At 71.1% G+C, this 26,620-nt stretch carries 23 protein-coding genes; 5 read left to right on the top strand and 18 right to left on the bottom strand.

Annotated features, from left to right (window positions below):
* Positions 1–7 precede the first annotated feature (7 nt).
* The 9 genes from BLR99_RS19050 to BLR99_RS19010 form a co-directional block, all read right to left on the bottom strand.
* Positions 8–1,231: a glycosyltransferase gene (locus tag BLR99_RS19050; protein ID WP_011795187.1), complete on the bottom strand. Its 1,224-nt coding sequence runs from the start codon at positions 1,229–1,231 to the stop codon at positions 8–10.
* On the bottom strand, positions 1,228–2,916 hold the full coding sequence (locus BLR99_RS19045; protein WP_011795188.1) for an ATP-binding cassette domain-containing protein: 1,689 nt from the start codon (positions 2,914–2,916) through the stop codon (positions 1,228–1,230). The genes BLR99_RS19050 and BLR99_RS19045 overlap by 4 nt, the downstream gene beginning before the upstream one ends.
* Positions 2,910–3,824, bottom strand: coding sequence for a glycosyltransferase (locus BLR99_RS23205; RefSeq protein ID WP_011795189.1), 915 nt, complete (start codon positions 3,822–3,824; stop codon positions 2,910–2,912). Before BLR99_RS23205 ends, BLR99_RS19045 begins: the two co-directional genes overlap by 7 nt.
* Entirely contained in the window at positions 3,821–5,005 is a 1,185-nt protein-coding gene (locus BLR99_RS23200; RefSeq protein WP_011795190.1) for a glycosyltransferase family protein, read from the bottom strand. The genes BLR99_RS23205 and BLR99_RS23200 overlap by 4 nt, the downstream gene beginning before the upstream one ends.
* The gene (locus BLR99_RS19030; RefSeq protein ID WP_048857652.1) at positions 5,005–5,883 is read right to left on the bottom strand and encodes a glycosyltransferase family 2 protein; all 879 of its coding nucleotides are present in this window, start codon (positions 5,881–5,883) and stop codon (positions 5,005–5,007) included. The genes BLR99_RS23200 and BLR99_RS19030 overlap by 1 nt, the downstream gene beginning before the upstream one ends.
* Positions 5,884–6,082: 199 nt before the next feature.
* Positions 6,083–7,024, bottom strand: coding sequence for an inositol monophosphatase family protein (locus tag BLR99_RS19025; protein WP_011795192.1), 942 nt, complete (start codon positions 7,022–7,024; stop codon positions 6,083–6,085).
* Positions 7,025–7,122: 98 nt separating this feature from the next.
* Positions 7,123–7,926 carry an ABC transporter permease gene (locus BLR99_RS19020; protein ID WP_011795193.1) on the bottom strand — a complete coding sequence of 268 codons (804 nt, stop codon included), beginning with the start codon at positions 7,924–7,926 and terminating at the stop codon, positions 7,123–7,125.
* A gap of 11 nt (positions 7,927–7,937) precedes the next feature.
* Positions 7,938–8,774: an ABC transporter permease gene (locus BLR99_RS19015; protein WP_011795194.1), complete on the bottom strand. Its 837-nt coding sequence runs from the start codon at positions 8,772–8,774 to the stop codon at positions 7,938–7,940.
* Between the two features lie 5 nt (positions 8,775–8,779).
* Positions 8,780–9,610, bottom strand: a complete 831-nt coding sequence (locus BLR99_RS19010) for an ABC transporter ATP-binding protein (RefSeq protein ID WP_011795195.1) — start codon at positions 9,608–9,610, stop codon at positions 8,780–8,782.
* A gap of 451 nt (positions 9,611–10,061) precedes the next feature.
* Between BLR99_RS19010 and BLR99_RS19005 the strand changes: the two genes are divergently transcribed.
* The 3 genes from BLR99_RS19005 to cysE all read left to right on the top strand — a co-directional run bounded on the left by BLR99_RS19005 (position 10,062) and on the right by cysE (position 13,498).
* Positions 10,062–11,708 (top strand): alpha,alpha-trehalose-phosphate synthase (UDP-forming), encoded by a 1,647-nt coding sequence (locus tag BLR99_RS19005; protein WP_011795196.1) that lies wholly within the window; start codon positions 10,062–10,064, stop codon positions 11,706–11,708.
* Positions 11,709–11,817: 109 nt separating this feature from the next.
* A complete protein-coding gene (locus BLR99_RS19000; protein ID WP_011795197.1) occupies positions 11,818–12,651 on the top strand; it encodes an RNA methyltransferase in 834 nt (277 codons plus the stop codon).
* 49 nt (positions 12,652–12,700) lie between these two features.
* Complete coding sequence (gene cysE / locus BLR99_RS18995; protein ID WP_011795198.1) at positions 12,701–13,498, top strand: serine O-acetyltransferase; 798 nt, start codon at positions 12,701–12,703, stop codon at positions 13,496–13,498.
* A gap of 66 nt (positions 13,499–13,564) precedes the next feature.
* Here the strand turns inward: cysE and mog are convergent, their stop codons facing one another.
* A complete protein-coding gene (gene mog / locus BLR99_RS18990; protein WP_017438565.1) occupies positions 13,565–14,188 on the bottom strand; it encodes a molybdopterin adenylyltransferase in 624 nt (207 codons plus the stop codon).
* A 189-nt stretch (positions 14,189–14,377) separates the two neighbouring features.
* Entirely contained in the window at positions 14,378–15,040 is a 663-nt protein-coding gene (gene yjgA / locus BLR99_RS18985; protein WP_011795200.1) for a ribosome biogenesis factor YjgA, read from the bottom strand.
* Between the two features lie 64 nt (positions 15,041–15,104).
* Between yjgA and pmbA the strand changes: the two genes are divergently transcribed.
* Complete coding sequence (gene pmbA / locus BLR99_RS18980) at positions 15,105–16,562, top strand: metalloprotease PmbA (RefSeq protein WP_011795201.1); 1,458 nt, start codon at positions 15,105–15,107, stop codon at positions 16,560–16,562.
* A gap of 138 nt (positions 16,563–16,700) precedes the next feature.
* Here the strand turns inward: pmbA and hpaI are convergent, their stop codons facing one another.
* The 4 genes from hpaI to BLR99_RS18960 all read right to left on the bottom strand — a co-directional run bounded on the left by hpaI (position 16,701) and on the right by BLR99_RS18960 (position 21,834).
* A complete protein-coding gene (hpaI, locus tag BLR99_RS18975) occupies positions 16,701–17,504 on the bottom strand; it encodes a 4-hydroxy-2-oxoheptanedioate aldolase (protein WP_041827359.1) in 804 nt (267 codons plus the stop codon).
* A 38-nt stretch (positions 17,505–17,542) separates the two neighbouring features.
* Entirely contained in the window at positions 17,543–19,039 is a 1,497-nt protein-coding gene (locus BLR99_RS18970) for an NAD-dependent succinate-semialdehyde dehydrogenase (RefSeq protein ID WP_011795203.1), read from the bottom strand.
* A 157-nt stretch (positions 19,040–19,196) separates the two neighbouring features.
* The gene (locus tag BLR99_RS18965) at positions 19,197–20,726 is read right to left on the bottom strand and encodes a UxaA family hydrolase (RefSeq protein ID WP_011795204.1); all 1,530 of its coding nucleotides are present in this window, start codon (positions 20,724–20,726) and stop codon (positions 19,197–19,199) included.
* 109 nt (positions 20,727–20,835) lie between these two features.
* On the bottom strand, positions 20,836–21,834 hold the full coding sequence (locus BLR99_RS18960; RefSeq protein WP_011795205.1) for a Bug family tripartite tricarboxylate transporter substrate binding protein: 999 nt from the start codon (positions 21,832–21,834) through the stop codon (positions 20,836–20,838).
* Positions 21,835–21,953: 119 nt separating this feature from the next.
* Here BLR99_RS18960 and BLR99_RS18955 point away from each other — a divergent pair, with 119 nt between their 5' ends.
* Positions 21,954–22,880, top strand: coding sequence for a LysR substrate-binding domain-containing protein (locus BLR99_RS18955; protein ID WP_011795206.1), 927 nt, complete (start codon positions 21,954–21,956; stop codon positions 22,878–22,880).
* 54 nt (positions 22,881–22,934) lie between these two features.
* Here BLR99_RS18955 and BLR99_RS18950 read toward each other — a convergent pair whose 3' ends face one another.
* From BLR99_RS18950 to BLR99_RS18940, 3 genes are all read right to left on the bottom strand, one after another.
* A complete protein-coding gene (locus BLR99_RS18950; protein WP_011795207.1) occupies positions 22,935–24,440 on the bottom strand; it encodes an MFS transporter in 1,506 nt (501 codons plus the stop codon).
* Positions 24,441–24,500: 60 nt separating this feature from the next.
* The gene (locus BLR99_RS18945; protein WP_011795208.1) at positions 24,501–25,541 is read right to left on the bottom strand and encodes a patatin-like phospholipase family protein; all 1,041 of its coding nucleotides are present in this window, start codon (positions 25,539–25,541) and stop codon (positions 24,501–24,503) included.
* Positions 25,542–25,637: 96 nt separating this feature from the next.
* On the bottom strand, positions 25,638–26,620 hold a 983-nt coding region (locus BLR99_RS18940), incomplete at its 5' end, for a tartrate dehydrogenase (RefSeq protein ID WP_074687439.1).

Below are 26,620 nucleotides of genomic sequence, written 5' to 3'. Positions count from 1 at the left end.
CGCCGCGTCAGCCGGCGCGCCCGTGCAGGCCCGCATCGGCACCGGCACCGCCGGTTTCCCGGAATGCCTCGTACCAGGCGCGGCCCGCGGCGCCCAGGCGTTCCCGCAGCGCCGGATCGGCATGCAGCCGCAGCACGGCCTGCGCGAACTGCTCCGGCGTTTCGGCCGGCAGATACTGTTCTCCTGCCACCAGCGGAAAGCCGCGGACTGCCTGGGACGTCGCGACCATGGGCAGGCCGCGCGCCAGCGCCTCCAGCGTCTTGAGTTTGCTGCCTCCGCCAGCCATGACGGGCAGCAGAGCCACCGTGCAGCCCGCATAGAGGGGAGACAGGTCCGGCACGTCGGCCCGCAACCGCACCTCTCCCGCGGCTTCGAGCCGCAGGCGCAGCCAGGCGGGCGGGCGGGCGCCGGCGACGGTCAGCGACCACGGGCGCGGCAGCCGCTCGCGCAGCAGGGGCGCGAGCCGCCCGGCCAGCAGCAGCGCTGCTTCCTGGTTCGGCGGATAGTCCAGGCTGCCGACGAACAGCATGTGCAGCCCTTGCGGCGCCCGTGCGCCCGTGCCTGCCGGGGACGGGAAGGGGGAGGGGGAGGGGAGCCGGTTGGGGCGCACGGCCGCCGCCGGAAAGGCCGGGCGGTCCTCGTGCGCCGCCAGCCAGCACGTGCGGTAGCCCGCCGGTATGCGGCGCTCCAGCGCCCGGTACTGCAGGGACTCGCGCCACGCCAGCATCGCATCGAGCGGGCGGCCCATGCGCCACAGGGCGCCGGCCGTGCTGCCCATCGCGGCCGAGTCCCAGTCGTCCAGGTCCAGTTCCGCGCGCTGCACGTGCAGCCGGGCGCGCAGCCATTCGGCCACGCCGTGCAAGTAGAGCCGGAACACGACGAGGCGCGCGACCGGGCGGTCGCCGATCGCGGCGGCCATCGCCGACAGCGCCTGCGCCTGTTCGCGCGGGACCTGCCAGTGCGCGACCAGGGCTGGCCATCGCGCGCCGAGCGCGGGCACGAGCCAGCCCAGCCGGCGCGCCCACGGCGCAGCTGGCCGCAGGTCGGCCCCGCCGGCCCAGCAATGCACGCCCGGCGGCCAGTCCGTGGCCGCGGGGGCCTGCGGCGACCAGACGTGCAGTTCATGCCCGGCTGCCAGTTCCTGCATCCAGTCCCAGGCGCGCAGCGCGCGGCCGCTGCCGCCCGGCTGCGGCCATACCGGACTGAGCAGAACGGCCACGGGTCGCGTCATGCGTCCGTTTCCATGCGCCCGTCCTTCAGGCGCCACACCACCTGGGCGAACCGCAGCGAGGCTTCCCGGTGGGTGACGAAGACCACGGTGGCCTCCGGCAGCGCAGCGCGCAGTGCCTGGAACAGGGCCGCTTCGGTCGCTTCGTCCATCGCGGCCGTGGCCTCGTCCAGCAGCAGCAGGTCGGGCCGGCGATACACCGCCCTGGCGATCGCCAGCCGCTGCCGCTCTCCGCCGGACAGTTGCAGCGATCCTGTCGCCGGATCCCGCCCGGCCAGTTGCGCCGCTGCCAACGCTGCATGCACCGCGTCGTCCCGTCCGGTGTCCATTCCGAACACGACGTTCTCGCGCAGGCTCGCGTCCAGGATCGCCACATGCTGCGGCACGTAGGCGATGCGTGGCGGGCCGCCCGCGGGCGCCTGCCATACCACCCGCCCGCGGGATGGCTGCAGGCCGGCCATCACATCCAGCAGCGTGCTTTTGCCCGTACCCGACGGCCCGGACAGCGCGACCCATGCCGGCCGCGCCACCTGCGCGGACACATCGCGCAGCACCGGCGCCGCGTGGCCCTCATGGGCCACCTCGATACCCTCCAGCCGCAGCGCCGGCGCGCCCGGCGCCGTGTCCATGGCTCTCACCTCGCGGCGCTGCGCGGCGGCACGGTCCAGTTCTTCGCCCACCAGCCGGATATTGAGCGCCGCGCCGCGCAGCGACGTGCGGATGCTCAGCAACTGCATCATGGCCGGCAGCAGGCTGCGCGCCACCACCGCGTAGAACACCAGGTAGGGCAGAAGGCCGCCCAGCGGACGGCCGCTCCAGGACCACGCCAGCACGCAGCACAGCACCACGGTGAACGCCAGGTAGTCCAGCGCCACGCGCGGCAGGACGGGCATGAACGCCAGCCAGCGGTTGGCCCGCGCCAGCGAGTCCAGTTGCCGGTCGATGCCGCGGATCACGTAGCTTTCGGTGCCGTGGGCACGCAGTTCCTGGAACGCGTCGAGCGCCTCGCCCATGCCCAGGTGCCAGCGCCGCTGCGCCTGCTCGCGCGCTTCGGCCGCCTGCTTCTGCCGGTGGCCGGTGAAGCGGTGGACGGCGCCGTTGAGCGCCACGAAGGCCGATGCCAGCGCCAGCGACACCAGCGGGTTCACGGTCAGCATCAGGGCGGTGAGCACCAGCACGATGAGGCCGCAGGCGATCGCCGATACGGCCTGGTTGCAGGCGAAGGCCGCGTCCAGCGCCGTGGTCGCGCAGCGGCGGAAATAGTCGCGGCGGTTGCGCTGGCGGTACCCGTTCCAGCCCTGGGCGAGGTAGGCGGACAGCAGGCGCAGCACGGTGTGCCGCTGCACGTCCTGCTGGAAGCCCGCCACCCGCCACTGCAGCACCATGTCGGCCAGCATCTTGACCGACATGAGCGCGAGCAGCAGCAGCGAATACGCCATCACCGGATCGGCGCCCGCGGCGGCGCCGATGCGCCCGACCACGCCGCACCGGCGTGTACCCAGGCAATCCATGTAGGGCAGCGCCGCGGCCGCCACCAGCATCTCCAGCAGCGAAAACACCGCGCTCAGCATCCCGATGCGGTGCAGCGTGCGCCGGTGCGCGGGCACCAGGAAGCCCTGCACGTCGCGCTGCAGCGCGAACACGTCGGCGACCAGCGACCGCAGCGCGGTCCAGGCCCGGCCTACCATGCGCGGCTCCAGGCCTCGCGCACGGCGCGCAAGGGATGCCGGCCTTCTTCGATGAACGCGGCCCACTGCTGGCGCCGCCAGTCCGCGCGGTCCGGCACCGGATCGTGCGGCAGGAAAGGCCGCGCAAGCCGCGCGTAGGTGGTGCGTGCGAACGCCACGTACTCCGGCGTCAGCCGGCCCGCATGGAAGCGCGAGAAATCGCGCCGCCCGGGCGACCACCACAGGTGGTTCCACAGGTGCAGGCTGCGGGCGCCGGGGGGCAGGGGGCGGTTGCGCAGGAACAGGTCGTCGATGCGCTCCGGCCGCCAGTCGAACGCGTAGAACGAGGTCTCGGGCTCCACATGCAGCGTTCCCGGCATGCGTTGCGCGAGCTGGTAGGGCAGTAGCGTCGAATGCCCGCTCCAGCTGCCGTCGAAGCGTTCGGCCATGCCGGAGAGCCAGGCGCGGCAGTACGGATCGCCGGCCGGCGCCGCGATCCAGGCATTGCAGTACGAGGGCTGGGACGGATCGGGCGAGCGCTCCTCGCCGAGCACGCAGGTGCCGCGCTGCCACAGGGCTTCCGGCAACGGCTGCACGAACAGCGTGTCGATATCGGCATAGACGCCGCCCTCGGCGATCAGCGCCTGCAATCGCACGAAGTCGGCGGCGTGGGCGTAGCGGTAGCGCGCCACCTCGGGATCGGGGTACCGGAAGTTTTCCACCAGCTCGCAGCGCTCGGCCCGGCGCAGCTGCAGCGCGGGCCGGATGCGGTCCCACCACGGGCCCCAGGGTTCGTGTTCATAGTGCAGCACCACGGATTCAGGTCGCTCCACCGCCAGGCACGAGGCCAGGCACAGGTAGTACATCAGGTGGAACGGCTCGGTCTGCGGCTTGAGGCCGAACACGAAATGGAAGGTGCGCGGGATCATGCCGGCCGCTCCAGCGCCACCCGCAACGCGGCGAGCACCCGCTCGGCGGCGAACTCCGTGCGCACGTGGTTCGCGAGCCGCGCACCGCGCGCCCGTGCGGCCGCCGGGTCTGCGGCCAGCGCCCGCATGCAGCGCCCGGCCTGCGCCGCGTCGGGCTCGGCCCAGGCATCGCGGCGCGAATAGCCCCGGGCCCACAGCGGCTCGTGGGCCGGCACCATCCGGTGATCGAGCAGGCATGCCAGGGCCGGCGGCAGGAAGTCGGTCTGGCCGCCATGGCCCGTCATCACCACCGGACGGCCGCTCAACGCGGCGTCGAACGCGCCCAGCCCCCAGCCTTCGGTACGGGCCAGCGACACGAAGGCATCGCCGACGGCATGCAGCGCGCGCATCTCGCCGTCGGCCAGGTGGTCGTCGTCGATCACGTGCCAGGACGCGGGCGCGGAATACCCTGCCGCCAGTGCTGCCGCGCTGAGCGATGCCCGCGGATGCTGCCGCCGCCAGCCGGAGCGCCAGCGGCGGTTCCAGCGCGTCAGGTCCCTGGAGGACGTCTTGAGGACCAGCGCGACGGGATCGGCGCTCGTGAAGGTGTCGAGGTAGGTGCGCAGCAGGCGCTCCATGCCCTTGCGTTCGGTCCACATGCCGATGCCGTAGAACACGAAGCGGCCCTGCAGCACCTGCGGCCCGCCCAGGCGGCGCAGGAGCGCAGCGTGGCCCGCGGCGTCGGCCGCGCCAGCGGCGAACTGCGAAAGATGCGGGACGACGTGGATGGGCACGGTGACGCCGCCGTTCCGCAGCACCGGCACGTTCCAGCGGCAGGGCACGATCACCGCATCGAGCTGGTTGAGCAGCGCCGGCCAGTGCGCGGGCAGCCGTTGCAGTTCCCAGACCGTGTAGCCGACGACGCGCCGGCCGGCCGCCCGCTCGGGCGCGATCCACTCGGGGTAGTACTCGGGCACCGTGTGCAGCAGCACGGTGTCGTAGTCCAGCGGCCGGTGCGCGAGCGGGCGCAGGTCGTCCTCCGCCACCTGGTCGGCCGCCACGGGCTGGTAGCGCGCGCCGGGGCAGCGCAGCGGCGTCCACTGCAGCGGCATGCCTGCCCCGGCCAGCGCGCGCAGGTAGGCCTTGGCGGCAACCGCGTAGCCCGTCGTGTCGGCAGGCGAGATGTACCGGAGGCCGCGCATCAACGGCCGCTGCCTTTGCGCGCTGCCCAGGCATAGCGCCATGCGCCGACGCAGATGCCGGCGATGCGCGCCCCGTGCGCGACGCTGACCCAGCCGCGGAACACCAGCGTGCGCAACCCGGCCGAGCCCAGCGTGAGAATCACCCACCGCAGTGTGTGCCCGCCCAGGCGGTGCACGACGAAGGCGCCATCACCCTGGGCGTAGCGGTAGAAGCGCTGCATCGCCCAGCGGTTCCAGGGCGGAATCTTGTCGGGGTGCTCCACCTGGATGGCCGGGTCGAAGCGCGCGCGCCACCCGCTGCCTTCGCGCAGCAAGCGGTCCACCAGTTCCACCCCTTCGGCGGCGGGGAAGGGCGCACCCGGCCCGAAGCGGGAATCGAAGCCGCCCACGGAGAGGAACAGCGAGCGCTCCGCGAACAGCGTGGCTTCGGTCAGGCAGGCGAACATGCTCCAGCGGTCGAAGTCCTTGGCGGTGGCGTGCCAGCGCAGCACCGAAGGCTGCTGCGCGGCGGTCACCGTGCGGCCCGTGGCGATGCGCACGCCTTCCATCGACAGCACACGCCGGGCCACGGAGAGCGTGCCCGGCTGGTAGCGGCAATCGTCGTCCGGAAACCCGACCCACCGGCCCCGGGCCCGCGCCGCTCCCGCGTTGCGCGCCGCCGAGGCGCCGCGCGTGGGCAGGCTCAGGCGGTGCACGCAGAGCCGGCCGGCGAAGTCGTCCACCACCCGGGCGAGATGGTCACCTTGCGTCTGGTCGGCCACGATGACTTCGAAGCTGCGTTCGGTGCTGTCCGCCAGGCTGTCCAGCAGGGCGCGAAGGAGAGCGCCGTCGGGATCGATGGTGGCGACGACCAGGGAGAAGTCCGGAGCCGCGCTCAACGCGGTACGCCGGCGCCCCGGGGGCCGGACGGCACGGGAGCGCGCAGGGGTGTCGGGATGGCTGTCGCAGGGGCGGAAAATCTGGCGGGCATGGCTTGTCGGAGGAGGGTGGCGGCTTTCCGGATGCTGCCAGAAACCGCGAACTCAGCCGTGCCGGAGCCCCCGCCAGCGATGGGGCTGCCCGGGGGGCGAAGGCCGTTCAGAACGGCGCGCGCGGCGCCTCTTCGCTGCCTTCCGTGTCCGTTGCCTGCGATTCCACGGGCTCCGCGAGGGCCTCGCCGGCCGGCGTGTCGTTGCGCACGGCCTGCCGCACGGCGGCCTTGTCGCCCGCGCTGGCGAACTTGCTGTACCTGCAGAGGATCGGCACCAGCTGGCCGTAGATGCGCGGCGTGGCCGCCAGGCACTCGCGCTGCTCCAGGAAGTCGGCCTCGCCCGTGAAGTTGCCCACCAGGCCGCCGGCCTCGGTCACCAGCAGCGAGCCGGCCGCCACGTCCCAGATGGACAGGCCCGTCTCGAAGAAGCCTTCGGTGAAGCCGGCCGCCACGTAGGCGAGGTCCAGCGCGGCCGCGCCGGGGCGGCGCAGGCCGGCCGTGCGCTGCATCACGTCGGACATGATGTGCAGGTAGGTCTTGAAGTTGTCGCCCGGGCGGAACGGGAAGCCGGTGGACAGCAGGCTTTCCTTGAGCTGGGTGCGCTTGGACACCCGGATGCGGCGCTCGTTCAGGTAGGCGCCGCGACCCTTGGTGGCCGTGAAGAGGTCGTTGCGGGTGGGGTCGTAGATGACGGCCTGCTCGACCTTGCCGCGCACCATGAGCGCGATGCTCACGCAATAGACGGGAAAGCCGTGGATGAAGTTGGTCGTGCCGTCCAGCGGGTCGATGACCCAGATGAATTCCGAATCCTTCGCGCCGTACTGGCTGCCCGATTCCTCGGCGAGGATGCCGTGGCCCGGGTAGGCGGTGAGCAGGGTCTCGATGATGGCCTGTTCGCTCGCGTGGTCCACCTCGGTCACGAAGTCGTTGATCTGCTTCTGCGAAACGCGCACCGCCTCGACGTCGAGCGCCGCGCGGTTGATGATGGCGCCTGCGGCGCGAGCGGCCTTGATGGCCACGTTGAGCATGGGGTGCAGATTGGACGACATGAATTGTGAGGAAGGAGCTGGCGCCGCAGGGGGCGGCAAGGGGGATCGCCCGGCGATGCGGACGTGATGGCCGGGTATTTTAGCGCCCTTGCCGGATTTCAGCTGCCGGTCGATGCGTGGCGCCGCAGTCCGAGGCCCCAGGCGCCGAACGCCGCCGCGAGAAAGGCGAAGCCCGCGAGCGGCGAAACCCAGCCCACCCAGGCGGGTGCGCCGAGCGGATCGGCCCGCCCCAGGATGGGCAGCACGGGGTAGTACGCCACGCAGGCCAGCGGCACGGCGAACGTGAGCAGGCGCCGCAGCCATTGCGCATACAGCGCCAGCGGGTACTGGGCCGCCTCCACGCCTCCGTAGGTCAGCACGTTGGCGACCTCCAGGCTCTCGGTGGTCCAGAACGACACGGCCCCCTGCAGCACCAGGATGCCCAAAAACAGTGCCACGCCGCCGGCCACCGCGAACAGGGCCAGCGCCACCGTGTGCGCCGTCCAGGCCACCTCGGCATGGACGGTGCCGAACGCCAGCACGGCGAGACCCTGCAACAGGCGCCCCGCGCGGCTGATGCGCACGTCGTGCGCCATCAGCTGCAGCCACACCGGCCGCGGGCGCAGCAGCAGGCGGTCGAAGGCCCCCGTGCGCAGCAACTGCGTGCCCAGCGTATCGAATCCCCGGCCCAGGGCGTCGGCGATGGCGAACATGCAGTTCACCAGCCCGTAGAACACGGCCACCTCGCCGATGCGCCAGCCCTGCACGTCGCCGAACCGGTGGAACAGCGCCCAGACCGCCATCGCCTCGATGGCCGTCACCAGGCCCTGGCCCACGGTGAGCATCAGCGCCGACGCGGGGTAGCGCGCCTGCCCGCCCAGCGATGCCAGCGCGAGGCGCACGAACAGCGCCGCCGATCCCATGGGCCGTGGCTTCATCCGCCTTGCACCTCCAGGTTGCGCAGGGTGCGCTGCAGCAGGACGCGGCCCAGCCCCGTGGCCGCCAGCAACCAGAAGCACTGCAGGCCCAGCCCCGCCAGCGCCCCCGCGCCCGACAGCTGGCCGAAATAGATGCGCGCGGGAATGTCCACGATGCCCGCGAACGGCTGCAGCAGCAGCACGGTCTGCCAGCCGTCGGGCAGCAGCGCCAGGGGCAGCAGGTTGCCGGAGAACACGATCACGACCGGGCCGGCCAGGGTGTTGATGCCCCGCTCGTCGAGCGCCGCCGCGGTGACCACGTTGAGCAGCATCACGAATGCCGTGGACAGCCCCAGCGCCAGCAGCAGCGACAGGGCGAACGCCGCCGCCGCCATCCACCCGGCCGGGGGCTGCAGCGCCCAGGCGTCCAGGCCGGCCAACGGCAGGGCCACCCCGGTGAACGCGGCCATGAGCGCCGCCCGCGGCAGCACCCGCGCGGCGATCCATCCCGCGGAGCGGGCGAACCACAGCGCATAGGCGTCCACCGGCCGCAGCCGGTCGTAGGCCACGGCCCCGGTGCGCACCGACTGGGCCAGTTCCGGATCGGCGCTCCACGGCAGCAGGGCGAACAGCCCCTGCGCCAGCCAGATGTAGGCGATGGCCTGCTCCAGCGACAGCGGCGCCGCCGCGGCCGCCGCGCCGCCGTAGAACGCCGCCATCACCATGGCCTTCAGGCCGCCCCACCAGCACTGCGTGACGAAGCCGGCCCAGGCTGCGGCCCGGTACTGCAGCATCACGAGGAAGCGCGAAGCGAACGCCGCGCGGTAGGGGCGCAGGAGCGCGGCCGGGGCCATCGCCGTCATCCCTCGGCTGCGCCGTGCATCGCGTAGAAGCGCGCGATCACGGCCTCGATGGTCATGTCCTCGTCCTCGGGGCGCGCTGCCGCCACCTGGGCCCGCAGCGCGTCCACCCCGCAGTCGGCCAGCACCCGGCCGTGGCCGATCACGATGACCCGTTCGGCCAGCGCCTCGATATCGTGCATGTCGTGGGTCGTGAGCAGGACGGTGGTGCCGCGCTCGCGGTTGGCCCGCCGCACGAAGTCGCGCACCGCGAGTTTGGAGGGCGCATCCAGGCCGATGGTCGGCTCGTCCAGGAAGAGGATGTCCGGCTCGTGCAGCAGGGCCGCGGCGATCTCCGCGCGCATGCGCTGGCCCAAGGACAGCTGGCGCACGGGCTGGTCGAGCACGCGCTCCAGGTGCAGCAGGGCCACCAGCTCGTCGCGCATGCGGCAGAAGCGCCGCGGATCGACGCGGTAGATGTCGCGCAGCAGCGCGAAGCCGTCGCCCACCGGCAGGTCCCACCACAACTGGGTGCGCTGCCCGAACACCACGCCGATGCGCCCGACGTGCCGCTCGCGCTCGGCGAAGGGATCGCGCCCGTCGATCTCCACGCTGCCCCCGTCGGGCCGCAGGATGCCCGAGAGGATCTTGACGGTGGTGGACTTGCCGGCGCCATTCGGCCCGATGAAGCCCAGCATTTCGCCGCGCTGCAGGCTGAACGACACGTCCGACAGCGCCGCGACCGTGCGGTAGCGCGGGCGCGCCAGCGCCCGCAGCGCGCCGAGCACGCCGGGGTCGCGCTCATGGATGCGGTAGGACTTGTGCAGGTGGCGGACGGCGATGTGATCCATGGCGGGAGGGCGCGGATGCTACACGAACCGGTGCGGGGCCGCTGCGCACGTTCGGGGTGGCGGAACGCACGTCCCGGACACCGGGCCGGCCGGCGGGGCATCGGCGGTTCGGGTCAGGGCGTTCGGACCGCGGGGGTTCCCGGTCTTTTTTGGGAGGCGAACGGGATTATGGGGAAGCGAAATTATTTCGAGAAATATTGTTTCTGAATGATATTTTCAATGGTTTGCTTCCAGAGGGTGCATGCAATAAAAAATAAATAGACTGTGTTCAACGATTTCCGGGGCGCCATTCGGTCCGTTCTGCCCCCGGGCCGATATTCAGGGCTCCGCCAAGGAAATCCACAGGAAATGGCCCGTGCTCTCCATGGCCATCCGTGTTCCATATCCGGAAGCCGCGGGGGAGGCTGCATTTTCAATCAAGGGGCATTATCCAGAAATTAAGGAGTCCACCATGGTCCGACAGGTATCCGGAGCGCGCCGCAGCGCGTCCCCCCCAGCATTGCAGGCACAGGGCGAGGCCCGCCAGACGTCCTCCGCCCGTCCGCCGTCAGCCGGCAGGGCACTGGAGCGCACCGCGGTCCAGCCCCGCCGCAAGAGGCCGTTCGATGGTTCCGGCGCGGCCCAGCCGCAAGCCCGGCAGCGGCAGCGCCCTCCGCAGAACCGGCTGGTCGTCGTCTCCAACCGGATGGTGGACCCGTCGAAGCCCGCTGCCGGCGGCCTGGCCGTCGCTCTGGCCGAAACCATGCACGACAACCCGGGGCTCTGGATGGGCTGGAGCGGCGCCATCGGCGGGCGGCCTGGCACGCCCAGCGTGCGAACGCAGGCTTTCGGCCAGTCCACCCTGGTGGGAATGGACCTGAGTCGTACCCAGTTCCGGCAGTACTACGCGGGTTACAGCAATTCGGTGCTCTGGCCCGTGATGCACAGCAGTGCCGGCTGGGCCGACATCCGGCCGGGCCAGTACGGCGTCTATCGCCAAGTGAACCGGATATTCGCCGCCCAGCTCGCCCCGCTGCTGCAGCAGGACGACATGCTGTGGATCCACGACTACCACCTCATTCCCCTCGCGCAGGAGCTGCGCCGGCTCGGGTGCCGGCAGCGCATGGGCTTCTTCAACCACATCCCGTTCCCGGAACCGGGGGTCTTCCGGGCCATTCCGGAGCACAAGGAACTGGTGGAGTCGCTTTTCTCCTATGACCTGGTGGGCATGCAGATACCGCGGGACGTGGAGAACTTCCGGGACTATGTGCGCGAGGAGCGCATCGGGGAAGCCGCTGCGGACGCAAGCCTGCTGCGCGCTTTCGGGCGCCAGGTGCAGGTGCGGGATTTCCCGATCGGCATCGATGTCCAGGGCCTGATGGCGCAGGAGCCCGACACCGGCCCCAGCGGAGTCCTGGAGCGCATGCGCACCGAGAAGGCCGAAGGGCGGCTCCTCATGGTGGGGGTGGAGCGGCTGGATTACTCCAAGGGCGTGCCCGATCGGTTCGCCGCGCTCGGGCAGTTGCTGGAAGACCGCCCGGATCTCCGGGAGAAGGTGACCTTCGTGCAGATCGGTGCGCCGTCCCGTCCGCAGGTGCCGGCGTATGCCGCGCTGGCGCGCAGGACGCAGGAGATGGTGGACGGCATCAACAGCAAGTACGGGACGCCGTCGTGGACGCCCATCCTGTACTTCGCCGAGCCGGTCCGGCGGAGCGCGCTGCCGGAGATCTACCGCATGGGCCGGGTGGGCGTGGTGACTTCGGTGGCCGACGGCATGAACCTGGTGGCCAAGGAGTACGTCGCCTCGCAGGATGAGCGCGATCCCGGTGCGCTGGTCCTCTCCCGGGGCGCCGGCGCGGCCCACCAGCTCCAGGACGCGATCCTGGTGCCGCCAGCGGACCGGCCCGCCATCGCCCGGGCCTACGAGGCGGCGCTCTCCATGCCGCTGCAGGAGCGCAAGGAGCGCCATGCCCGGCTGCTGGACAACGTGAAGACGCAGGATCTGGCGAAGTGGCGCGAGGATTACCTGTCCGCCCTGCGCGCCGTGCCGCAATCCGCACGCCAGCACGACGGCGGGGTGTCCGGACGGAAGGCCGGGCGGCCGGCCGGCCCGCACTGAGGGCACGGCAGGCCGGCGGGAGCGGGCGGGAGCGGGCGGGAGCGGGCGGGAGCGGGCGGGAGCGGCGCAGCGGCGACAATCGCGCGTCCTTTCCGCTGTGCAGCTTTCCATGAAAACCCGCTTCATCCTCATCCAGACCAGCCATGCCGGCAACGTCGGCGCCGCCGCCCGCGCCATGAAGACCATGGGCTTCGGGGATCTGGTCCTGGTGGCCCCGCGCTGGTCCAACGTGCTGCGGCGCGAGGAAACCATCCAGCGCGCGAGCGGCGCGCTGGACGTGCTGGAGAACGCCCGCATCGTCGCCACGCTGGACGAGGCCCTGGACGGCATCAGCCACCTGTGCGCCACCGCGATGACGCCGCGTGATTTCGGCCCGCCCACGCGATCGCCGCGCGAGCATTTCGAGTGGCTGGCGCGCCGGCAGTCCGCCGATGCGGCCCATCCCCTGGCCGAACTGGCCCTGGAAGGGGGCATCGCCCCCGTGCCGCCCGCGGACGCCGATCCGGTCTCCGCGCCAGCGGCTGCGGCAGGGGAGGCGGGCGTGGCCTTCCTGTTCGGCTCCGAGCGTTTCGGCATGGCGAACGAGGACGTGTACCGCTGCCATGTCGCGCTTTCCATTCCCACGAATCCCGGCTTCGGCTCGCTGAATCTCGGGGCGGCCATCCAGGTGATCGCCTACGAGTGGCGGCTCGCGCTCGGCGGCTTCCCCGTGCGGGACGCCGCGCCCGCGTCCGTGCCGGCCGACGCCGCCCAGGTGGCCGGCATGCTCGCGCACTGGGAGCGCGCGCTGGTGGATGTCGGCTTCCTCGACCCGGCCGCGCCCAAGAAGCTCATGCCGCGGCTCAACCAGCTTTTCAACCGCGCGCAACCCACCCCCGAGGAAATCCACATCCTGCGCGGTGTCGCAAAAGCCATGTCGGAAGCGGCACGGGCGAAGCGATAGACTGCAAGGCCGATTCCCGCCCCGCGTCCCTTCCACGAGCCCCCTCCCCATGTTCGACCGCCTGCGCTCCGACATCCAGTGCATCCTCGACCGCGACCCCGCGGCCCGCAGCACCTGGGAGGTGGTCACCTGTTATCCGGGGCTGCACGCCATCTGGCTGCACCGGCCCGCGCACTGGTGCTGGACGCACGGCCTCAAGTGGCCCGGGCGCTTCATCTCGCATTTCGCGCGCTGGCTCACCGGCATCGAGATCCATCCCGGCGCGAAGATCGGCGAGCGCGTCTTCTTCGACCACGCCATGGGCGTGGTGGTGGGCGAGACCGCCGAGATCGGCGACGGCTGCACCATCTACCAGGGGGTGACCCTCGGCGGCACCTCGCTCTACAAGGGCACCAAGCGCCATCCCACGCTGGGCCGCGACGTGGTCGTCAGCGCGGGCGCGAAGGTGCTCGGTGGCTTCGAGGTGGGCGATGGCGCGAAGATCGGCAGCAATGCCGTGGTCATCAAGCCCGTGCCCGCCGGCGCCACGGCCGTGGGCATTCCCGCGCGCATCATCCCCTCCAGGGCGGGGCAGAGCGCCGACGTCACGGAAGCTGCCAGCCCGCAGCGGCCGGAGGCCCGCGCGTTCTCCGCCTACGGCGTCACGCAGGAAGACGATCCGCTCTCGCAGGCGATGCGCGGGCTGATCGACAACGCCTCGTCGCAGGAGCGCCAGATCGCGCTGCTCTGGGCGGCCATCGAAAAGCTCTCCCAGGCCGCGCCGCAGGCCAGCGACTGCGTGCCGTGCGACGCCAAGCGCAACGAACAGTTCGAGGCAGAGAAACTCAACGCGCTGGTGGGCAAGTAGGCGGGGCGCGTCCACCGGCCCGCCTCCCCCGGTGGCTTCGCGCTTGTTCCGCGCTGGTTCCAGGGTTCACTGCGGCCGTGCGGGCCTGCGTGCGTCCTTGGGCCTGAACGCATTGCACACCGCCTCGCGCGTCTCCAGGTAGGGGCCGCCGATCAGGTCGATGCAGTAGGGCACGGCCGCGAAGATGCCCGGGACGATCGTTGTTCCCTGTTCGTCCTTCAGCCCTTCGAGCGTCTCCGCGATGGCCTTGGGTTGCCCCGGCAGGTTGATGACCAGGCTGCCGTGGCGGATCACCGCCACCTGTCGCGAGAGGATGGCCGTGGGCACGAAGCGCAGGCTGATCTGCCGCATCTGCTCGCCGAAGCCTGGCATTTCGCGGTGCGCGATGGCCAGCGTGGCCTCGGGGGTCACGTCGCGCGGTGCGGGGCCCGTGCCGCCGGTGGTCAGCACCAGGTGGCAGCCCGCGCCGTCCACCAGATCGATGAGCGTGGCACTGATGCGCTCCTGCTCGTCGGGGATGAGCCGCTCCTCGAAATGCACCGGGTTGTGCAGCGCCCGCTCCAGCCACTGCCGCAGCGCGGGCAGGCCCTTGTCCTCATAGACGCCGCGGCTCGCGCGGTCGCTCACCGACACGATGCCGATGCGCACCGGCTCGGGCGCGGGAAGGGAAAATCCAGGTGCTTCGTTCATTGCATTGCTTCCAGGGCGCGGCATATCGCTCACCGCGGCCTCATCCGTCAGAGGGCCGCGGAGCAGGCCAGGCCAGCAGGCGCCGTGGAGCGGGCTTTGCCCGGCCACTGGCGTCGTCCTCCCGCCCGCCGTGCGCGGCATGGCGAGAGCGGGGGGAAGCGGCGCAGCCGCTCAGGGGGGTGTTCCCCATCATGCATCGCGTTCGGCTTCTTCGTGGCGGGCATGCAGGGCGGCTTCGTCCATCTGCGTGCGCACCAGCTGGAACAGCTCCCGGTAGGCGCGTCCCTTGCGCGGCGCGAGGCCCTGGGACGCCTGTACGTTGGCTTCCTTGCCCTCCGGCGCGTCCTTGCGGGCCTGCCGGATCAGCGCACGCAGTTGCTGGGTGTCGGTGCGCGGGAAGCGCTCCATCCAGAGCGGCAGGGCGCTGTCGTCGGCGATCAGGCGCTCTCGCCACTGCTCGGCTTCGTGCAGCGCGAGCTTTTCCGTGGCCGAGCCGTTGTGCTGCTCGTCCAGCGCGGCGCGCGCAGCCACCACCATCGAGGGATCGAGCTGGCGCATCAGCTTGCCCACGTACTGCATCTGCCGGCGCTTGCCCTCGAAGTTGGTGATGCGCCGCGCCTCGGCCAGCGCGTCCTGCAGCTTGTCGGGCAACTGCAGGCGCGCCTGCAGGTCGCTGCGCAGCGTCAGCAGGTCCTGGCCGAGCTGCTGCAGCGCGTCGCTCTCGCGCTTGAGGTCGGTGCGGCTGGCTTCGGTCGTGCCTTTGAGCTCGGCCTTGAGCTGCAGGTCCAGTTCGCTGCCTTCGGCGACGAAATGGCCCTTCACGAAATAGCCTTTTTTGGGTTTGCGGGACATGGGAGAGGGGACAAAAAGAGGCCCTGGGCGGGGGCGGAAGGCGGCAAGTATCATAGCCGGCGATATGAAGACCACCCGCCCCCGTACCGCAGCCACCGCCGCTGCCACCTCCTCCGCCCGCTCCTGCGCTTCCGCGTCCGCCCCTGCCGGCGGCGATGCCGGCAACGGCTTCAGCTACAGCCGCGGCGTGTTCGAGGAACTGGTGGACCGGGCCCTGGCCCACGCGCTGCGCCTGGGCGCCACCGATGCGGGCGCCGAGGCATCCGAGGGCTTCGGCCTGTCGGTGAGCGTGCGCAAGGGCGAACTGGAGACGGTGGAGCGCAACCGCGACAAGTCGCTGGGCATCACCGTGTACGTGGGCAACCGCCGGGGCAACGCCAGCACGTCCGACTTCTCCGAGCGCGCCATCGAGCAGACCGTGCAGGCCGCCTACGACATCGCCCGCTTCACCGCCGAAGACCCGGTGGCCGGCCTGCCCGACGTGGCGGACGTGGCCGCGCCCGGCACGCACCGCGAGCTGGACCTGTTCCATCCCTGGGCCATCACCAGCGAAGAGGCCGCCCGCATCGCGCTCGAGTGCGAGGACGCCGCCCTGCGCACGCACCGCCGCATCACCAACAGCGAAGGCGCCGCCGTCTCGGCCCAGCAGAGCCACTTCTTCAGCGCGCACACCCACGGCTTCCGCGGGGGGTACGCCAGCTCGCGCCACAGCATCTCGGTGGCGCCCATCGCCTCGCTGCCGGGCCGCAATGCCGAGATGCAGCGCGACGCGTGGTATTCGTCCATGCGCGACGCGGCCGAGCTGTCCTCGCCCGCCGCCGTGGGCCGCTACGCGGCCGAGCGCGCCCTGAGCCGCCTGGGCAGCCGCAAGATCCCCACCACCGAATGCCCGGTGCTGTTCGAATCACCGCTGGCCGCGGGCCTGCTCGGCGGCTTCACCCAGGCCGTGAGCGGCGGGGCGCTCTACCGCAAGAGCAGCTTCCTGCTCGACTCGCTGGGCCGCCGGGTCTTCCCGGACCACATCGACATCGACGAGGACCCGTTCGTCGCGCGCGGCAAGGGCAGCTCGCCCTTCGACGAGGAGGGCGTGCGCGTGGCCCCGCGCAAGGTGGTGGATGCCGGCGAGGTGCAGGGCTACTTCCTCAGCAGCTACTCCGCCCGCAAGCTCGGCATGAAGACCACCGGCAACGCCGGGGGCTCGCACAACCTCGCGCTCACCTCGCGCCTCACGCAGCCAGGCGACGACCTGGACGCCATGCTGAAGAAGCTCGGCACGGGCCTGTTCGTGATCGAGCTCATGGGTCAGGGCGTGAACTACGTGACCGGCGACTATTCCCGCGGCGCCAGCGGTTTCTGGGTGGAGAACGGCGAGATCGCCTTCCCCGTGCACGAGATCACCATCGCGGGCAACCTCAAGGACATGTTCCTCGGCATCGAGGCCGTGGGCGCGGACGCCTACAACTACGGTGCCAAGACCGTGGGTTCGGTGCTGGTCAATCGCATGAAGGTGGCGGGCAGCTGACACCGGGGCGCCGCAGGGTCGGCGCGAGATGGATGGCGGAAACGAGGAATTCCGCGTGATCAGCGTTGGTACTCCGGTGACGGCTGTATCCCGACCATGGCGCCTTTCGCAGGCCGGGCCATTCGTTCCAGGCTTCGATCAATAGGCCGCGTTGGGTTTTGCAGACACCGTATCACCCGCCCCGCTGAACTGAGCACGCAGCTTTCGCGCCGCGCCCACGAACATCAGCACATCCACACCCACCGCCACAAAAGTGCAGCCCAGATCCAGGTAGCGCTGTGCCAGGGCCGGGTCCGAGGTCAGCGTGCCCGCGGCCTTGCCGCTCGCGACGATGGTGCGCATGGCGTCCTCGATCGCGGCCTGCACTTCCGGGTGGCCGGGGTTGCCGCGGTGGCCCATGGAGGCCGCCAGATCCGCCGGCCCGATGAAGATGCCGTGCACGCCCTCCACCGCGCAGATCGCGGGCAGGTTGCGCAGTGCGGTCACCGTCTCGGCCTGCACCAGCAGGCAGACCTCGTCGTCGGCCACGGCCAGGTAGTCCGCCCGGCCGCTCCATTGCGACACGCGGCCGACGGCGCTGCCCACGCCCCGGATGCCATGCGGCGGGTACTGCGTGGCGGCGGCGATGGCGCGGGCCTGTTCGGGCGTGTCCACCATCGGCACCAGCAGCGTACGCGCACCGATGTCCAGCACCTGCTTGATGAGGGCCGTGCTGCCTTCGGCGATGCGCACCACGGGTTGCGAAGGGTAGGGCGCCACGGCCTGCAGCGCGCCGAGGGTGCTGCGCAGGTCGTTGGGCGCATGCTCGCCGTCGATCAGCAGCCAGTCGTAGCCAGTGGTCGCGGCCGCCTCGGCGAGGTAGGGATCGGCCATGGAGAGCCAGAGGCCGATCTGCGGCTGGCGGGCGGCGAGGGCCGCTTTGAAGGGGTTGTGTGCGGGCATCGGTGGGTTTCCGGTCGAATGCGGGGAGCGGGTGGGCATCAGTCGAGCCCGCCCTGGCAAAGGTACTTGGTGTGCAGGTAATCGTCCAGGCCGTGGGTGGAGCCCTCGCGGCCGTAGCCGGATTCCTTCACGCCGCCGAACGGTGCGGCCTCGGCCGCGAGCGCGCCTTCGTTGATGCCGACGATGCCGCTCTCCAGCGCATCGGCCACGCGCCAGATGCGGCGCACGTCGTTGCTGTAGAAGTACGCGGCCAGGCCGAAGGGCGTGTCGTTGGCGGCGGCGATCACTTCCTTTTCGCTGTCGAAGACCGTGAGCGGCGCCACCGGGCCGAAGGTTTCCTCGCAGGCGCAGGCCATGCTGGCATCCGCGCCCGTGAGCACGGTGGGCGCGTAGTAGTGGGCGCCCAGCGCATCCAGGCGCCTGCCGCCGGTGAGCACCGCCGCGCCGCGCGCGACGGCATCCTGCACATGGCGTTCGATCTTCTCGACGGCGCGCGCGTTGATCATCGGGCCGATCTGCGAGGCCGGGTCCGTCGCCGGGCCCACGTGCAGGGCCTGCACGCGCGCGGCGAGCTTCTGGGCGAATGCGTCGTGCACGGCGCGGTGCACGAACACGCGGTTGGGGCACACGCAGGTCTGCCCGCCGTTCCTGAACTTCGCGGCCATGAAGCCGTCCACCGCCGCATCCACGTCGGCATCCTCGAACACGATGAAGGGCGCGTTGCCGCCGAGTTCCAGCGAGAGCTTCTTGAGCGTATCGGCACTGCGCCGCGCCAGGTGCTTGCCCACGGGCGTGGAGCCTGTGAAGGTGATCTTGCGCACGCGGGAATCGTCGAGCCACGCATCCACCACCGCGGGCGTGTGCTCGCGCGAGGCGGTGACGATGTTCAGCACGCCGGGCGGAATGCCCGCTTCTTCGGCCAGCGCCACGAGCGCGAGCGAGGTGAGCGGCGTGTCTTCCGCGGGCTTGCAGACCACCGTGCAGCCGGCGGCGAGCGCGGGGGCGATCTTGCGCGCGATCATCGCGGCGGGAAAATTCCAGGGCGTGATCGCGGCCACCACGCCCACGGGCTCCTTGAGGGCGAACATGCGCCGGCCCGGCACGGGCGCGGGAATCACCTCGCCGTTCATGCGCGTGGCCTCTTCGCCGAACCACTCGATGTAGCTCGCGGCATAGGCCACCTCGCCCTTGCCCTCGGCCAGCGGCTTGCCCTGTTCCAGCGAGATGAGCGCGCCGAGCCCTTCCTGGTGGGCCAGGACGAGATCGTTCCAGCGCTTGATCAGGGCCGCGCGCTGCTTGGCCGGCACGTGGCGCCAGGTGGCGAAGGCCGCGTGGGCGGCATCGGTGGCGGCGCGCGCGTCCTCGGCGCCGCCGTCGGGCACGCGCGCGATCGTCTCGCCCGTGGCCGGATCGGTGACGGCGAAGGTGGCGCCGCTGGCGGCGGCCTGCCAACGGCCGGCAATGCAGAGCTGGCTTCGCACCAGCGGGCGGGCAGCGGAGAGGGAAGAAATGGGTGAAGAAGAGGAAATGGTCATGTCGCGCAAGGAAAACGAAAGGCAGCGGTGGCTGCCGGAAACCATAGCGGTGCCGCATCCGGCGGTAAAGGCCGGGTGTCGCGCTGGTGCCTGCATGGCAGCGCGTGCGGGCCGGAACGTCGGGCAGAACCGCACCGCACCGCCTCGGAACCGGGGCTCAGCTCACGATACCCAGGTGCCAGGGCACGAACTCGTGGTCGCCCAGGCCCAGCAGCTCGCTCTTGGTCGCCTCGCCGCTCGCGTGCCGCAGGATCTGCGCGAAGATGCGCTCGCCCATCTCGGGCACCGTCAGTTCGCCGTCCAGGATCACGCCGCAGTTGATGTCCATGTCCTCCTCCAGGCGCCGGTACATGGGCGTGTTGCTGGCCAGCTTGATGGTCGGTGCCGGCTTGCTGCCGAACATCGAGCCGCGCCCGGTGGTGAAGCAGATCAGCTGCGCGCCGCTCGCGATCTGTCCCGTGGCGGCGACCGGGTCGTAACCCGGCGAATCCATGAACACGAAACCGCTCTCGTCGATGCGCTCGGCGTATTCGTACACGGCGCGCAGCGGCGTGGTGCCACCTTTCATCGCGCTGCCCAGCGATTTCTCGAAGATGTTCGCCAGGCCGCCGGCCTGGTTGCCGTGGCCCACCACGCCGTTGAACTGCGCGTTCTGCCCGGCCGCGTAGCGCTCCCACCAGGCCAGGCGGTCCAGCAGCTTCTGGCCCACAGCGGGGCTGATGGCGCGGCGCGTGAGCATGAACTCCACGCCGTGGATTTCCGGCGTTTCCGACAGGATGGCGGTGCCGCCATGGCGCACGAGCACGTCCATCGCCGCGCCCAGCGCCGGGTTGGCCGTGATGCCGGAGAAGCCGTCCGATCCGCCGCATTCGAGCCCGATCTTCAGGTGGCTGGCGGGCACCGTGCTGCGGCGCGCCTCGTTGGCGGCCGGCAGCATCTCCTCGATCGCCGCGATGCCGGCAGCGATGGTCGCCCGCGTGCCGCCCACGTCCTGCATCACCAGCGTGCGCATCAGCCGGCCGCGCTCCAGGCCCTGGGATTCGACCAGCCCGTCCACCTGGTTGCGCTCGCAGCCCAGGCCCACGATCAGCACGCCGGCCAGGTTCGGGTGCCGGGCATAGCCCGCGATCGTGCGGCGCAGCACGTCGAAATGCTCGCTGGGCGAGGACATGCCGCAGCCGCTGGTCTGCGCGAACGCCACCACGCCATCCACGTGGGGGAATGCGCGCATCCGCTCCTGCGTGAAATGCGCGGCGATCTGCTTGATGACCGTGGCGGAGCAATTGACCGACGACAGGATGCCGATGAAGTTACGCGTGCCCACGGAGCCATCCGCGCGCACGAAACCCTGGAAGGTCGCGCGCTCGGCCTCGGGCACGTAATGGACCGGCCGGACATCCGCGCAGAACGCCGGGTCGCGGTAATGGTCCACGATCTCCAGGTTGTGGCTGTGCACGTACTCGCCCGGCTCCAGGTCGCGCGTCGCCACGCCGATCACCGTGTCGTACTTCTTCACCTGCTCGCCCCGCGCGATGCGCCGCGCTGCGATCTTGTGCCCCGGCGGCACCTGCGCGCGTACCCGCACCCCCAGTTCGGGAATCTCCTGCCCCAGCGCCAGCGCCGCCTTGGCGACGAACACGTTGTCATTGGGATGCAGGTGCAGCAGCGGACTGTCAAGGCTGGGCATGCGGGGCTTTCATCATGGGGTAGGGCGTGTGCGTGGGATGTGTGGGCATGCCTCGCCCGGACCTCGCGCAGCGGCGAGGCCGCGGACGCCGGCGCGGCCGGGCGGGGATTCACCCCTTCATCAGCTCTCGCAGTTTCAGCTTGTCGATGAGCACCGTTTCCTTGGCATAGACGGTGTTCACGTATTTTTCGTAGTCGGGGCCGTCCAGGTAGAGCACGGGGGCATCCAGCTTGTCGGCCACCGCCTTGAACTCGGGGCTGGCCACGGCCTGGCGGAACGCGTCGCGCAGTTTCGCCGCGACGGCCGGGTCCAGTCCTTTCGGCGCGCCGATGCCGTTGGGGGCATCCACCACCACGTCCCAGCCCAGCTCGCGCAGCGTCGGCACGTCCTTGAACCGTGCCGTGCGCTGTTCGCCCCAGGTGGCCAGCAGGCACAGCTTGCCGGCTTCCACATGCGGCGCCCACGAACTGGAGTCGGCCAGCGCATCCACATGGCCGCCCAGCACGCCCTGCAGCGCTTCGGCGCCGCCCTTGTAGGGCACGTGGTTCAACTGGATGCCCGCCACGCTGGCGAATTCCTCCATGCCCACGTGCGTGGCGCCGCCCACGCCCGCATGCGCATACGTCACCTTGCCCGGATGGGCCTTCGCGTAATCCACGAAGTCCTTGAGCGTCTTGAACGGCGAGTTCGCCGGCACCGCGATGCCGAAGGTCTGGCCCGAGGTGCGGGCGATGTACGTGAAGTCCTTGCGCGGATCGGCCTGCAAAGTGCCCAGCTGCGAGAAGCGCGTGACCGAGATCGGGATCTGCCCGATCGTGTAGCCGTCCGGCTTCGCGGTGGCCAGGGCCTTGGAGCCGATCATGCCGGAGGCGCCCGCGCGGTTCTCCACCGCGATCGGTTGGCCGAGCACGCGGCCCGCCACCGTGCACAGCGTGCGCATCGACTGGTCGGCCGTGCCGCCGGCGGGCCAGGGGCAGATGAACGTGATGGGGCGGTCGGGATACGCGCCCTGCGCCAGCAGGCGGGCGGGCGCGGAGGCGAGGGCGAGCGTGGCGGTGCCGAGGGCGCCCAGAACGAGCTGGCGCCGGCCGCAGCGTGGGGTCTGCATGGGATATGTCTCCTGTTTCTTTATCGTGGGTGAGGGCTGCCTCCATTGTTCAGAAGCGGGACATGCCAATCCAATGAAAATACGGACTGCCTTCATAACCTCCAAGGAATGTCCGGAAAATGCCCAGGATCGATCGCGTGCTGCGTTCCAACCTCAAGCTGAGGCACCTGCAGATGCTGGTCGCGCTCGACCAGTTCCGCCACGTCGGCCGCGCGGCGGAGTTCCTCTCCGTCACGCAGCCTGCCGTCTCCAAGACGCTGGCCGAGATCGAGCGCATGTTCGGCCTGCCCCTGTTCGAGCGCTCCACCCGCGGCACCGAGCCCACCGCCGCGGGCGCGAGCGTGGTGCGCTTCGCGCGTTCCGTGCTCGCCGGCTACGAGCGCACGCGCGACGAGATCGCCGCCGAGGCCAGCGGCGCCCGCGGCCGCACCAGCGTGGGCGCCATGGTGGCCGCCACCCCGGTGCTGCTCGCGCAGGCCGTGGAGCGGCTCAAGGCGCGCTCGCCCCACGTGACCGTCCTCATCGAGGAGGGCGACCTCACCCGCCTGCTGCCCAGGCTGCGGCTGGGCGAGCTCGACCTGTTCGTCGGCCGCCTGGAGCCCGGATATGCCTCGCCCGACCTGGAAACCGAGGCACTCTACGACGACCCCATGGTCGCCGTCGTGCGCCCCGGCCATCCCCTGGCCCGCAGGCGCCAGCCCCGCTGGTCCGACATCGCCGCACAGCCCTGCGTGCTGCCCCCGCCCTGGGCCTCGCTGCGCGTGAAGCTGGAGCAGCAGTTCTTTGCCCACGGCCTGCACCCGCCCGCCGACATCGTCGAATCGGCCTCGTTCCTGTCGCAGATCACCTTCGTCCACCAGCGCGGCGCCGTCGCCTTCATGGCGGGCACCGTGGCAAGGCATTTCGCGCAGCAGGGCCTGCTGGCGGTGCTCAGGCTGCCCGTGCCGGTGGAGCTGCCGCCGGTGGGGATCATCCGGATGCGGGGGCAGGAGGGCACGGCGGTGACGGAGGCGCTGGTGGAATGCCTGAGGGAGACGGGCAAGTGACTGCAGGGCAGGGCGGCCGGGGCGCGGAGACGGGAGTGCGCCGGCAACGACGCATCAACGGCGATTCAACGAATCACCGTTGCCGTCGCTTCCCAGCGGCGGCGCGATCTCTTCCAGCGATTTCCGCTCCGCATCCACCGCCCAGCGCCACGTCACGCCCGCCGCCAGCAGCACCAGCGCCGCGCCGAGCAGGTAACCCATGAACACGTTCTCCCGGCTGCCGGTATCGATCAGCGCGCCGAACAGGGCCGGGGCCGCGAAACCGCCCACGCCGGTGCCCACGGCGTAGAAGAGGGAAATCGCCAGCGCGCGCATCTCCAGCGGGAACACCTCGCTCACGGTGAGGTACGCGGAACTCGCGGCGGCCGAGGCCAGGAAGAACACCACCGACCAGGCCACGGTCTGCGTGGTCGCATCCAGCCAGCCGTTCATGAAGCCCAGGCCGGTGAGCGCAAGCGCGATGCCCGCGAGCGCATAGGTGGCGGTAATCATCACGCGCCGCCCGATGCGGTCGAAGAGGGGCCCCAGCAGCAGCGGGCCCAGCACGTTCCCGGCGGCGAAGGGGAAGATGTAGAGGCCCACCCGGCTGGCGTCCACGCCGTAGAAGCGCGTCAGCACCAGCGCGTAGGTGAAGAAGATCGCGTTGTAGAAGAACGCCTGCGACACCATCAGCGCCAGCACCACGGCGCTGCGCTCCGGGTAGCGGCGCAGCAGCACCTGGACCACCTGCGACGCGGAGGGCAGCGTGCGGCGGCCAGGCGGTTCTGCCGGGCCAGCCGCGCCGGCCGGGACTTCCGGGGTCGCGCGGGGCATGGCGGGGGCGGCCGCGGCCGCGGGCCCGGCTGGGCGCGGATTCGTTGTGCCATGCACGCCGCGCTCGATGTCCGCCACGATGCGTTCGGCCTCGTCGGCGCGGCCGTGGGTGATCAGCCAGCGCGGGCTTTCCGGCACGTGCCGTCGCACCAGCAGCACGGCGGCGCCCAGCAGAGCGCCCATGAGGAAGGCGGCCCGCCAGCCGTACTCCGGGCCCAGCACGCGCGCGTCCAGCAGCACCAGGCTCAGGGCGGCCCCCAGGGCCGCGCCCAGCCAGAAACTGCCGTTGATGGCCAGGTTCACGCGGCCGCGCACCCGTGCGGGAATGAGTTCGTCGATGGCGGAATTGATCGCCGCGTATTCACCGCCGATGCCGATGCCCGTCAGGAAGCGGCACACCGCGAACGCGGCGAAACTGCTGGTGAAGGCCGTGGCCACGGTCGCCACCATGTACACCGTCAGGGTCAGCATGAAGAGGCGCTTGCGCCCCAGCGCGTCCGCCATGCGGCCGAACACGAGGGCACCGATCACCGCGCCGGCCACGTACAGCGAGGCCGTCCAGCCCACCTGCGACGCCGTCAGCCCCAGCGTGTCGGGGCGCTCCAGCGCGCTGCCCAGGGAGCCGACGATGGTCACTTCCAGCCCGTCGAGCACCCAGGCGATGCCCAGCGCGATCACCACGCGCCAGTGCCAGGCGGACCAGGGAAGCCGATCGAGACGGGCGGGGATATCGCTGCCGGGGGACATGGCGGCACCATACGTGCGCGCCGATGGGGCCGCCGTAGGAGGCGGGCGCAAATGTCGGCGTCAGGGGGCCGCGGCGGGGCAGGAGCCGTCCAACCCCGCCAGCCCCGCGAGCTTCTGCAGGCGCGAGCGCTGCTCCAGGCAGGCCTGGTGCTGCGCCTCGGCGGCTTTCTGTTGCGCGAGCCGCGTGGCCTCGGCGCGCGCTGCCTGCAGCTGCGCCACGCGCTCGCGGATCTGCGGCATGGCGGCGAGGGCGGCTTTCTCGCCCTCCAGGATGGCGCCGGCGCGCTGCGTGAAGTCGGCCGCGCCGATGTCCAGCACCTGCGGGCGCACGACCACGTCGGCCCGCGCGAGTTCGGCCTGGCCGAGCTTCTGGCCCATGATCGCGATCGACTGGCCCAGGGTGCCCAGCATGTCGGCGGGCGCCTGGCCGCGCGCCTTGTTGGAGATGTCCACGGCGACCACGATGTCGGCCCCCAGCTGGCGCGCCGCGTCCACCGGCACCGGACTGACCACGCCGCCGTCCACGAAATGGTATTTGCCGGCCGCCACGGGCTGGAAGACGCCCGGTATGCTGCTGGAAGCGCGCACCGCCTGCCCGGTATTGCCGCGCGTGAACACCGTCCGCTCGCCGTCCTCCAGCCGCGTGGCCACGGCGGCGAAGGGCTTGGCCAGCTGCTCGATGGGCCGGTTGCGGACCTGCGCGTTCACATAGTCTTCGAGTTTCTGGCCGAGCACGAGTCCGCCGGAGGACAGCTGCAGGTCGCGGATCTTCGCCTCGTCGAGCGCCACGGCCTTTTCTTGCAGCTCGAAGGCGTTCATGCCGCTCGCATACAGCGCGCCCACCACGCTGCCCGCGCTGGTGCCGGCCACCACGGCGGGTGCCAGGCCGTTGGCCTCCAGCATCTTGATGACGCCGATGTGCGCGAAACCCTTGGCCGCACCGCCGCCCAGCGCGATGCCCACCTTGATGGGGGCCGGCGACGGAGCGGCAGCGGCCTGGGCGGGCGCGGCGGAAGGGGCGGCAGGCGGCGCGCTGCCGCAGGCGGCCAGAGCCGCAGCACTCAGGAGGACCAGGGGGCGCAACAGGGCGTTCGATCGCATGCCGGCAGGGAGACACTGTGGGGAAGCGGCCAGTTTATCGGGCTGCCGCCCGCCTTGCGCGCGTGGGGTCGCGTGGCCGGCGCTCGGCCCCACTGGTCAGCTCCGGGCGATGGCCGCCGCGATGGCTTCGCCCACCTGCGTGGTGCTGGCCGTGCCGCCCAGGTCCGGCGTCTTCGGCCCGCTCTGGATCACCTGCTCGATGGCCGCCACGATCGCATCGTGCGCCTGCCGCCCCGCCCCCTGGCCCTGCGTCAGGAAGTCCAGCATCAGCGCCCCCGACCACACCATCGCGATCGGGTTGGCGATGTTCCTGCCGTAGATGTCCGGCGCCGAGCCGTGCACCGGCTCGAACAGGCTCGGGAACGTGCGCTCCGGGTTCAGGTTCGCCGACGGCGCCAGCCCGATCGTGCCCGTCGTCGCCGGCCCCAGGTCCGACAGGATGTCGCCGAACAGGTTCGTCGCCGCCACCACGTCGAAGCGCCCCGGCTGCAGCACGAAGCGCGCCGTCAGGATGTCGATGTGCTGCTTGTCCAGCGTGATGCCGGGATACTGTCTGGCCACCTCGTCGGCCCGCCGGTCCCACCACGGCATGCTGATGGCGATGCCGTTGCTCTTGGTGGCCAGCGTCACGTGCTTCTTCGGGCGGCTCTGCGCGAGATCGAACGCGAACTTCAGCAGCCGCTCGGCGCCCTTGCGCGAATACACCGACTCCTGGATCACGATCTCGCGGTCCGTGCCCTCGTACATGATGCCGCCCAGCGACGTGTACTCGCCCTCGGTGTTCTCGCGCACCACGTAGTAGTCGATGTCCCCGGGCTTGCGGCCCGCCAGCGGGCACGGCACGCCCTCGAACAGGCGCACGGGCCGCAGGTTGATGTACTGGTCGAACTCGCGGCGGAACTTCAGCAGCGAGCCCCACAGCGAGACGTGGTCGGGCACGGTGGCCGGCCAGCCCACGGCGCCGAAGAAGAGCGCGTCCATGCCCTTGAGCTGCTCCTTCCAGTCGTCGGGCATCATCTGCCCGTGCGCGAGGTAGTAGTCGCAGCTGGCCCACTCGAAGGTGTGCAGCTCCAGCGCGA

The sequence above is a fragment of the Paracidovorax citrulli genome (assembly GCF_900100305.1).
GTDB classification, from domain to species: Bacteria; Pseudomonadota; Gammaproteobacteria; order Burkholderiales; family Burkholderiaceae_C; genus Paracidovorax; species Paracidovorax citrulli.
This window is presented reverse-complemented; position numbering and strand designations above follow the sequence as displayed.

What these genes read in the sequence shown, in the direction of transcription:
- BLR99_RS19050 (WP_011795187.1), bottom strand. Translation starts at nt 1,231, where the DNA reads ATGACGCGACCCGTGGCCGTTCTGCTCAGTCCGGTATGGCCGCAGCCG.
- BLR99_RS19045 (WP_011795188.1), bottom strand. Translation starts at nt 2,916, where the DNA reads ATGGTAGGCCGGGCCTGGACCGCGCTGCGGTCGCTGGTCGCCGACGTG.
- BLR99_RS23205 (WP_011795189.1), bottom strand. Translation starts at nt 3,824, where the DNA reads ATGATCCCGCGCACCTTCCATTTCGTGTTCGGCCTCAAGCCGCAGACC.
- BLR99_RS23200 (WP_011795190.1), bottom strand. Translation starts at nt 5,005, where the DNA reads ATGCGCGGCCTCCGGTACATCTCGCCTGCCGACACGACGGGCTACGCG.
- BLR99_RS19025 (WP_011795192.1), bottom strand. Translation starts at nt 7,024, where the DNA reads ATGTCGTCCAATCTGCACCCCATGCTCAACGTGGCCATCAAGGCCGCT.
- BLR99_RS19020 (WP_011795193.1), bottom strand. Translation starts at nt 7,926, where the DNA reads ATGGGATCGGCGGCGCTGTTCGTGCGCCTCGCGCTGGCATCGCTGGGC.
- BLR99_RS19015 (WP_011795194.1), bottom strand. Translation starts at nt 8,774, where the DNA reads ATGGCCCCGGCCGCGCTCCTGCGCCCCTACCGCGCGGCGTTCGCTTCG.
- BLR99_RS19010 (WP_011795195.1), bottom strand. Translation starts at nt 9,610, where the DNA reads ATGGATCACATCGCCGTCCGCCACCTGCACAAGTCCTACCGCATCCAT.
- BLR99_RS19005 (WP_011795196.1), top strand. Translation starts at nt 10,062, where the DNA reads ATGGTCCGACAGGTATCCGGAGCGCGCCGCAGCGCGTCCCCCCCAGCA.
- BLR99_RS19000 (WP_011795197.1), top strand. Translation starts at nt 11,818, where the DNA reads ATGAAAACCCGCTTCATCCTCATCCAGACCAGCCATGCCGGCAACGTC.
- cysE (WP_011795198.1), top strand. Translation starts at nt 12,701, where the DNA reads ATGTTCGACCGCCTGCGCTCCGACATCCAGTGCATCCTCGACCGCGAC.
- mog (WP_017438565.1), bottom strand. Translation starts at nt 14,188, where the DNA reads ATGAACGAAGCACCTGGATTTTCCCTTCCCGCGCCCGAGCCGGTGCGC.
- yjgA (WP_011795200.1), bottom strand. Translation starts at nt 15,040, where the DNA reads ATGTCCCGCAAACCCAAAAAAGGCTATTTCGTGAAGGGCCATTTCGTC.
- pmbA (WP_011795201.1), top strand. Translation starts at nt 15,105, where the DNA reads ATGAAGACCACCCGCCCCCGTACCGCAGCCACCGCCGCTGCCACCTCC.
- hpaI (WP_041827359.1), bottom strand. Translation starts at nt 17,504, where the DNA reads ATGCCCGCACACAACCCCTTCAAAGCGGCCCTCGCCGCCCGCCAGCCG.
- BLR99_RS18970 (WP_011795203.1), bottom strand. Translation starts at nt 19,039, where the DNA reads ATGACCATTTCCTCTTCTTCACCCATTTCTTCCCTCTCCGCTGCCCGC.
- BLR99_RS18965 (WP_011795204.1), bottom strand. Translation starts at nt 20,726, where the DNA reads ATGCCCAGCCTTGACAGTCCGCTGCTGCACCTGCATCCCAATGACAAC.
- BLR99_RS18960 (WP_011795205.1), bottom strand. Translation starts at nt 21,834, where the DNA reads ATGCAGACCCCACGCTGCGGCCGGCGCCAGCTCGTTCTGGGCGCCCTC.
- BLR99_RS18955 (WP_011795206.1), top strand. Translation starts at nt 21,954, where the DNA reads ATGCCCAGGATCGATCGCGTGCTGCGTTCCAACCTCAAGCTGAGGCAC.
- BLR99_RS18950 (WP_011795207.1), bottom strand. Translation starts at nt 24,440, where the DNA reads ATGTCCCCCGGCAGCGATATCCCCGCCCGTCTCGATCGGCTTCCCTGG.
- BLR99_RS18945 (WP_011795208.1), bottom strand. Translation starts at nt 25,541, where the DNA reads ATGCGATCGAACGCCCTGTTGCGCCCCCTGGTCCTCCTGAGTGCTGCG.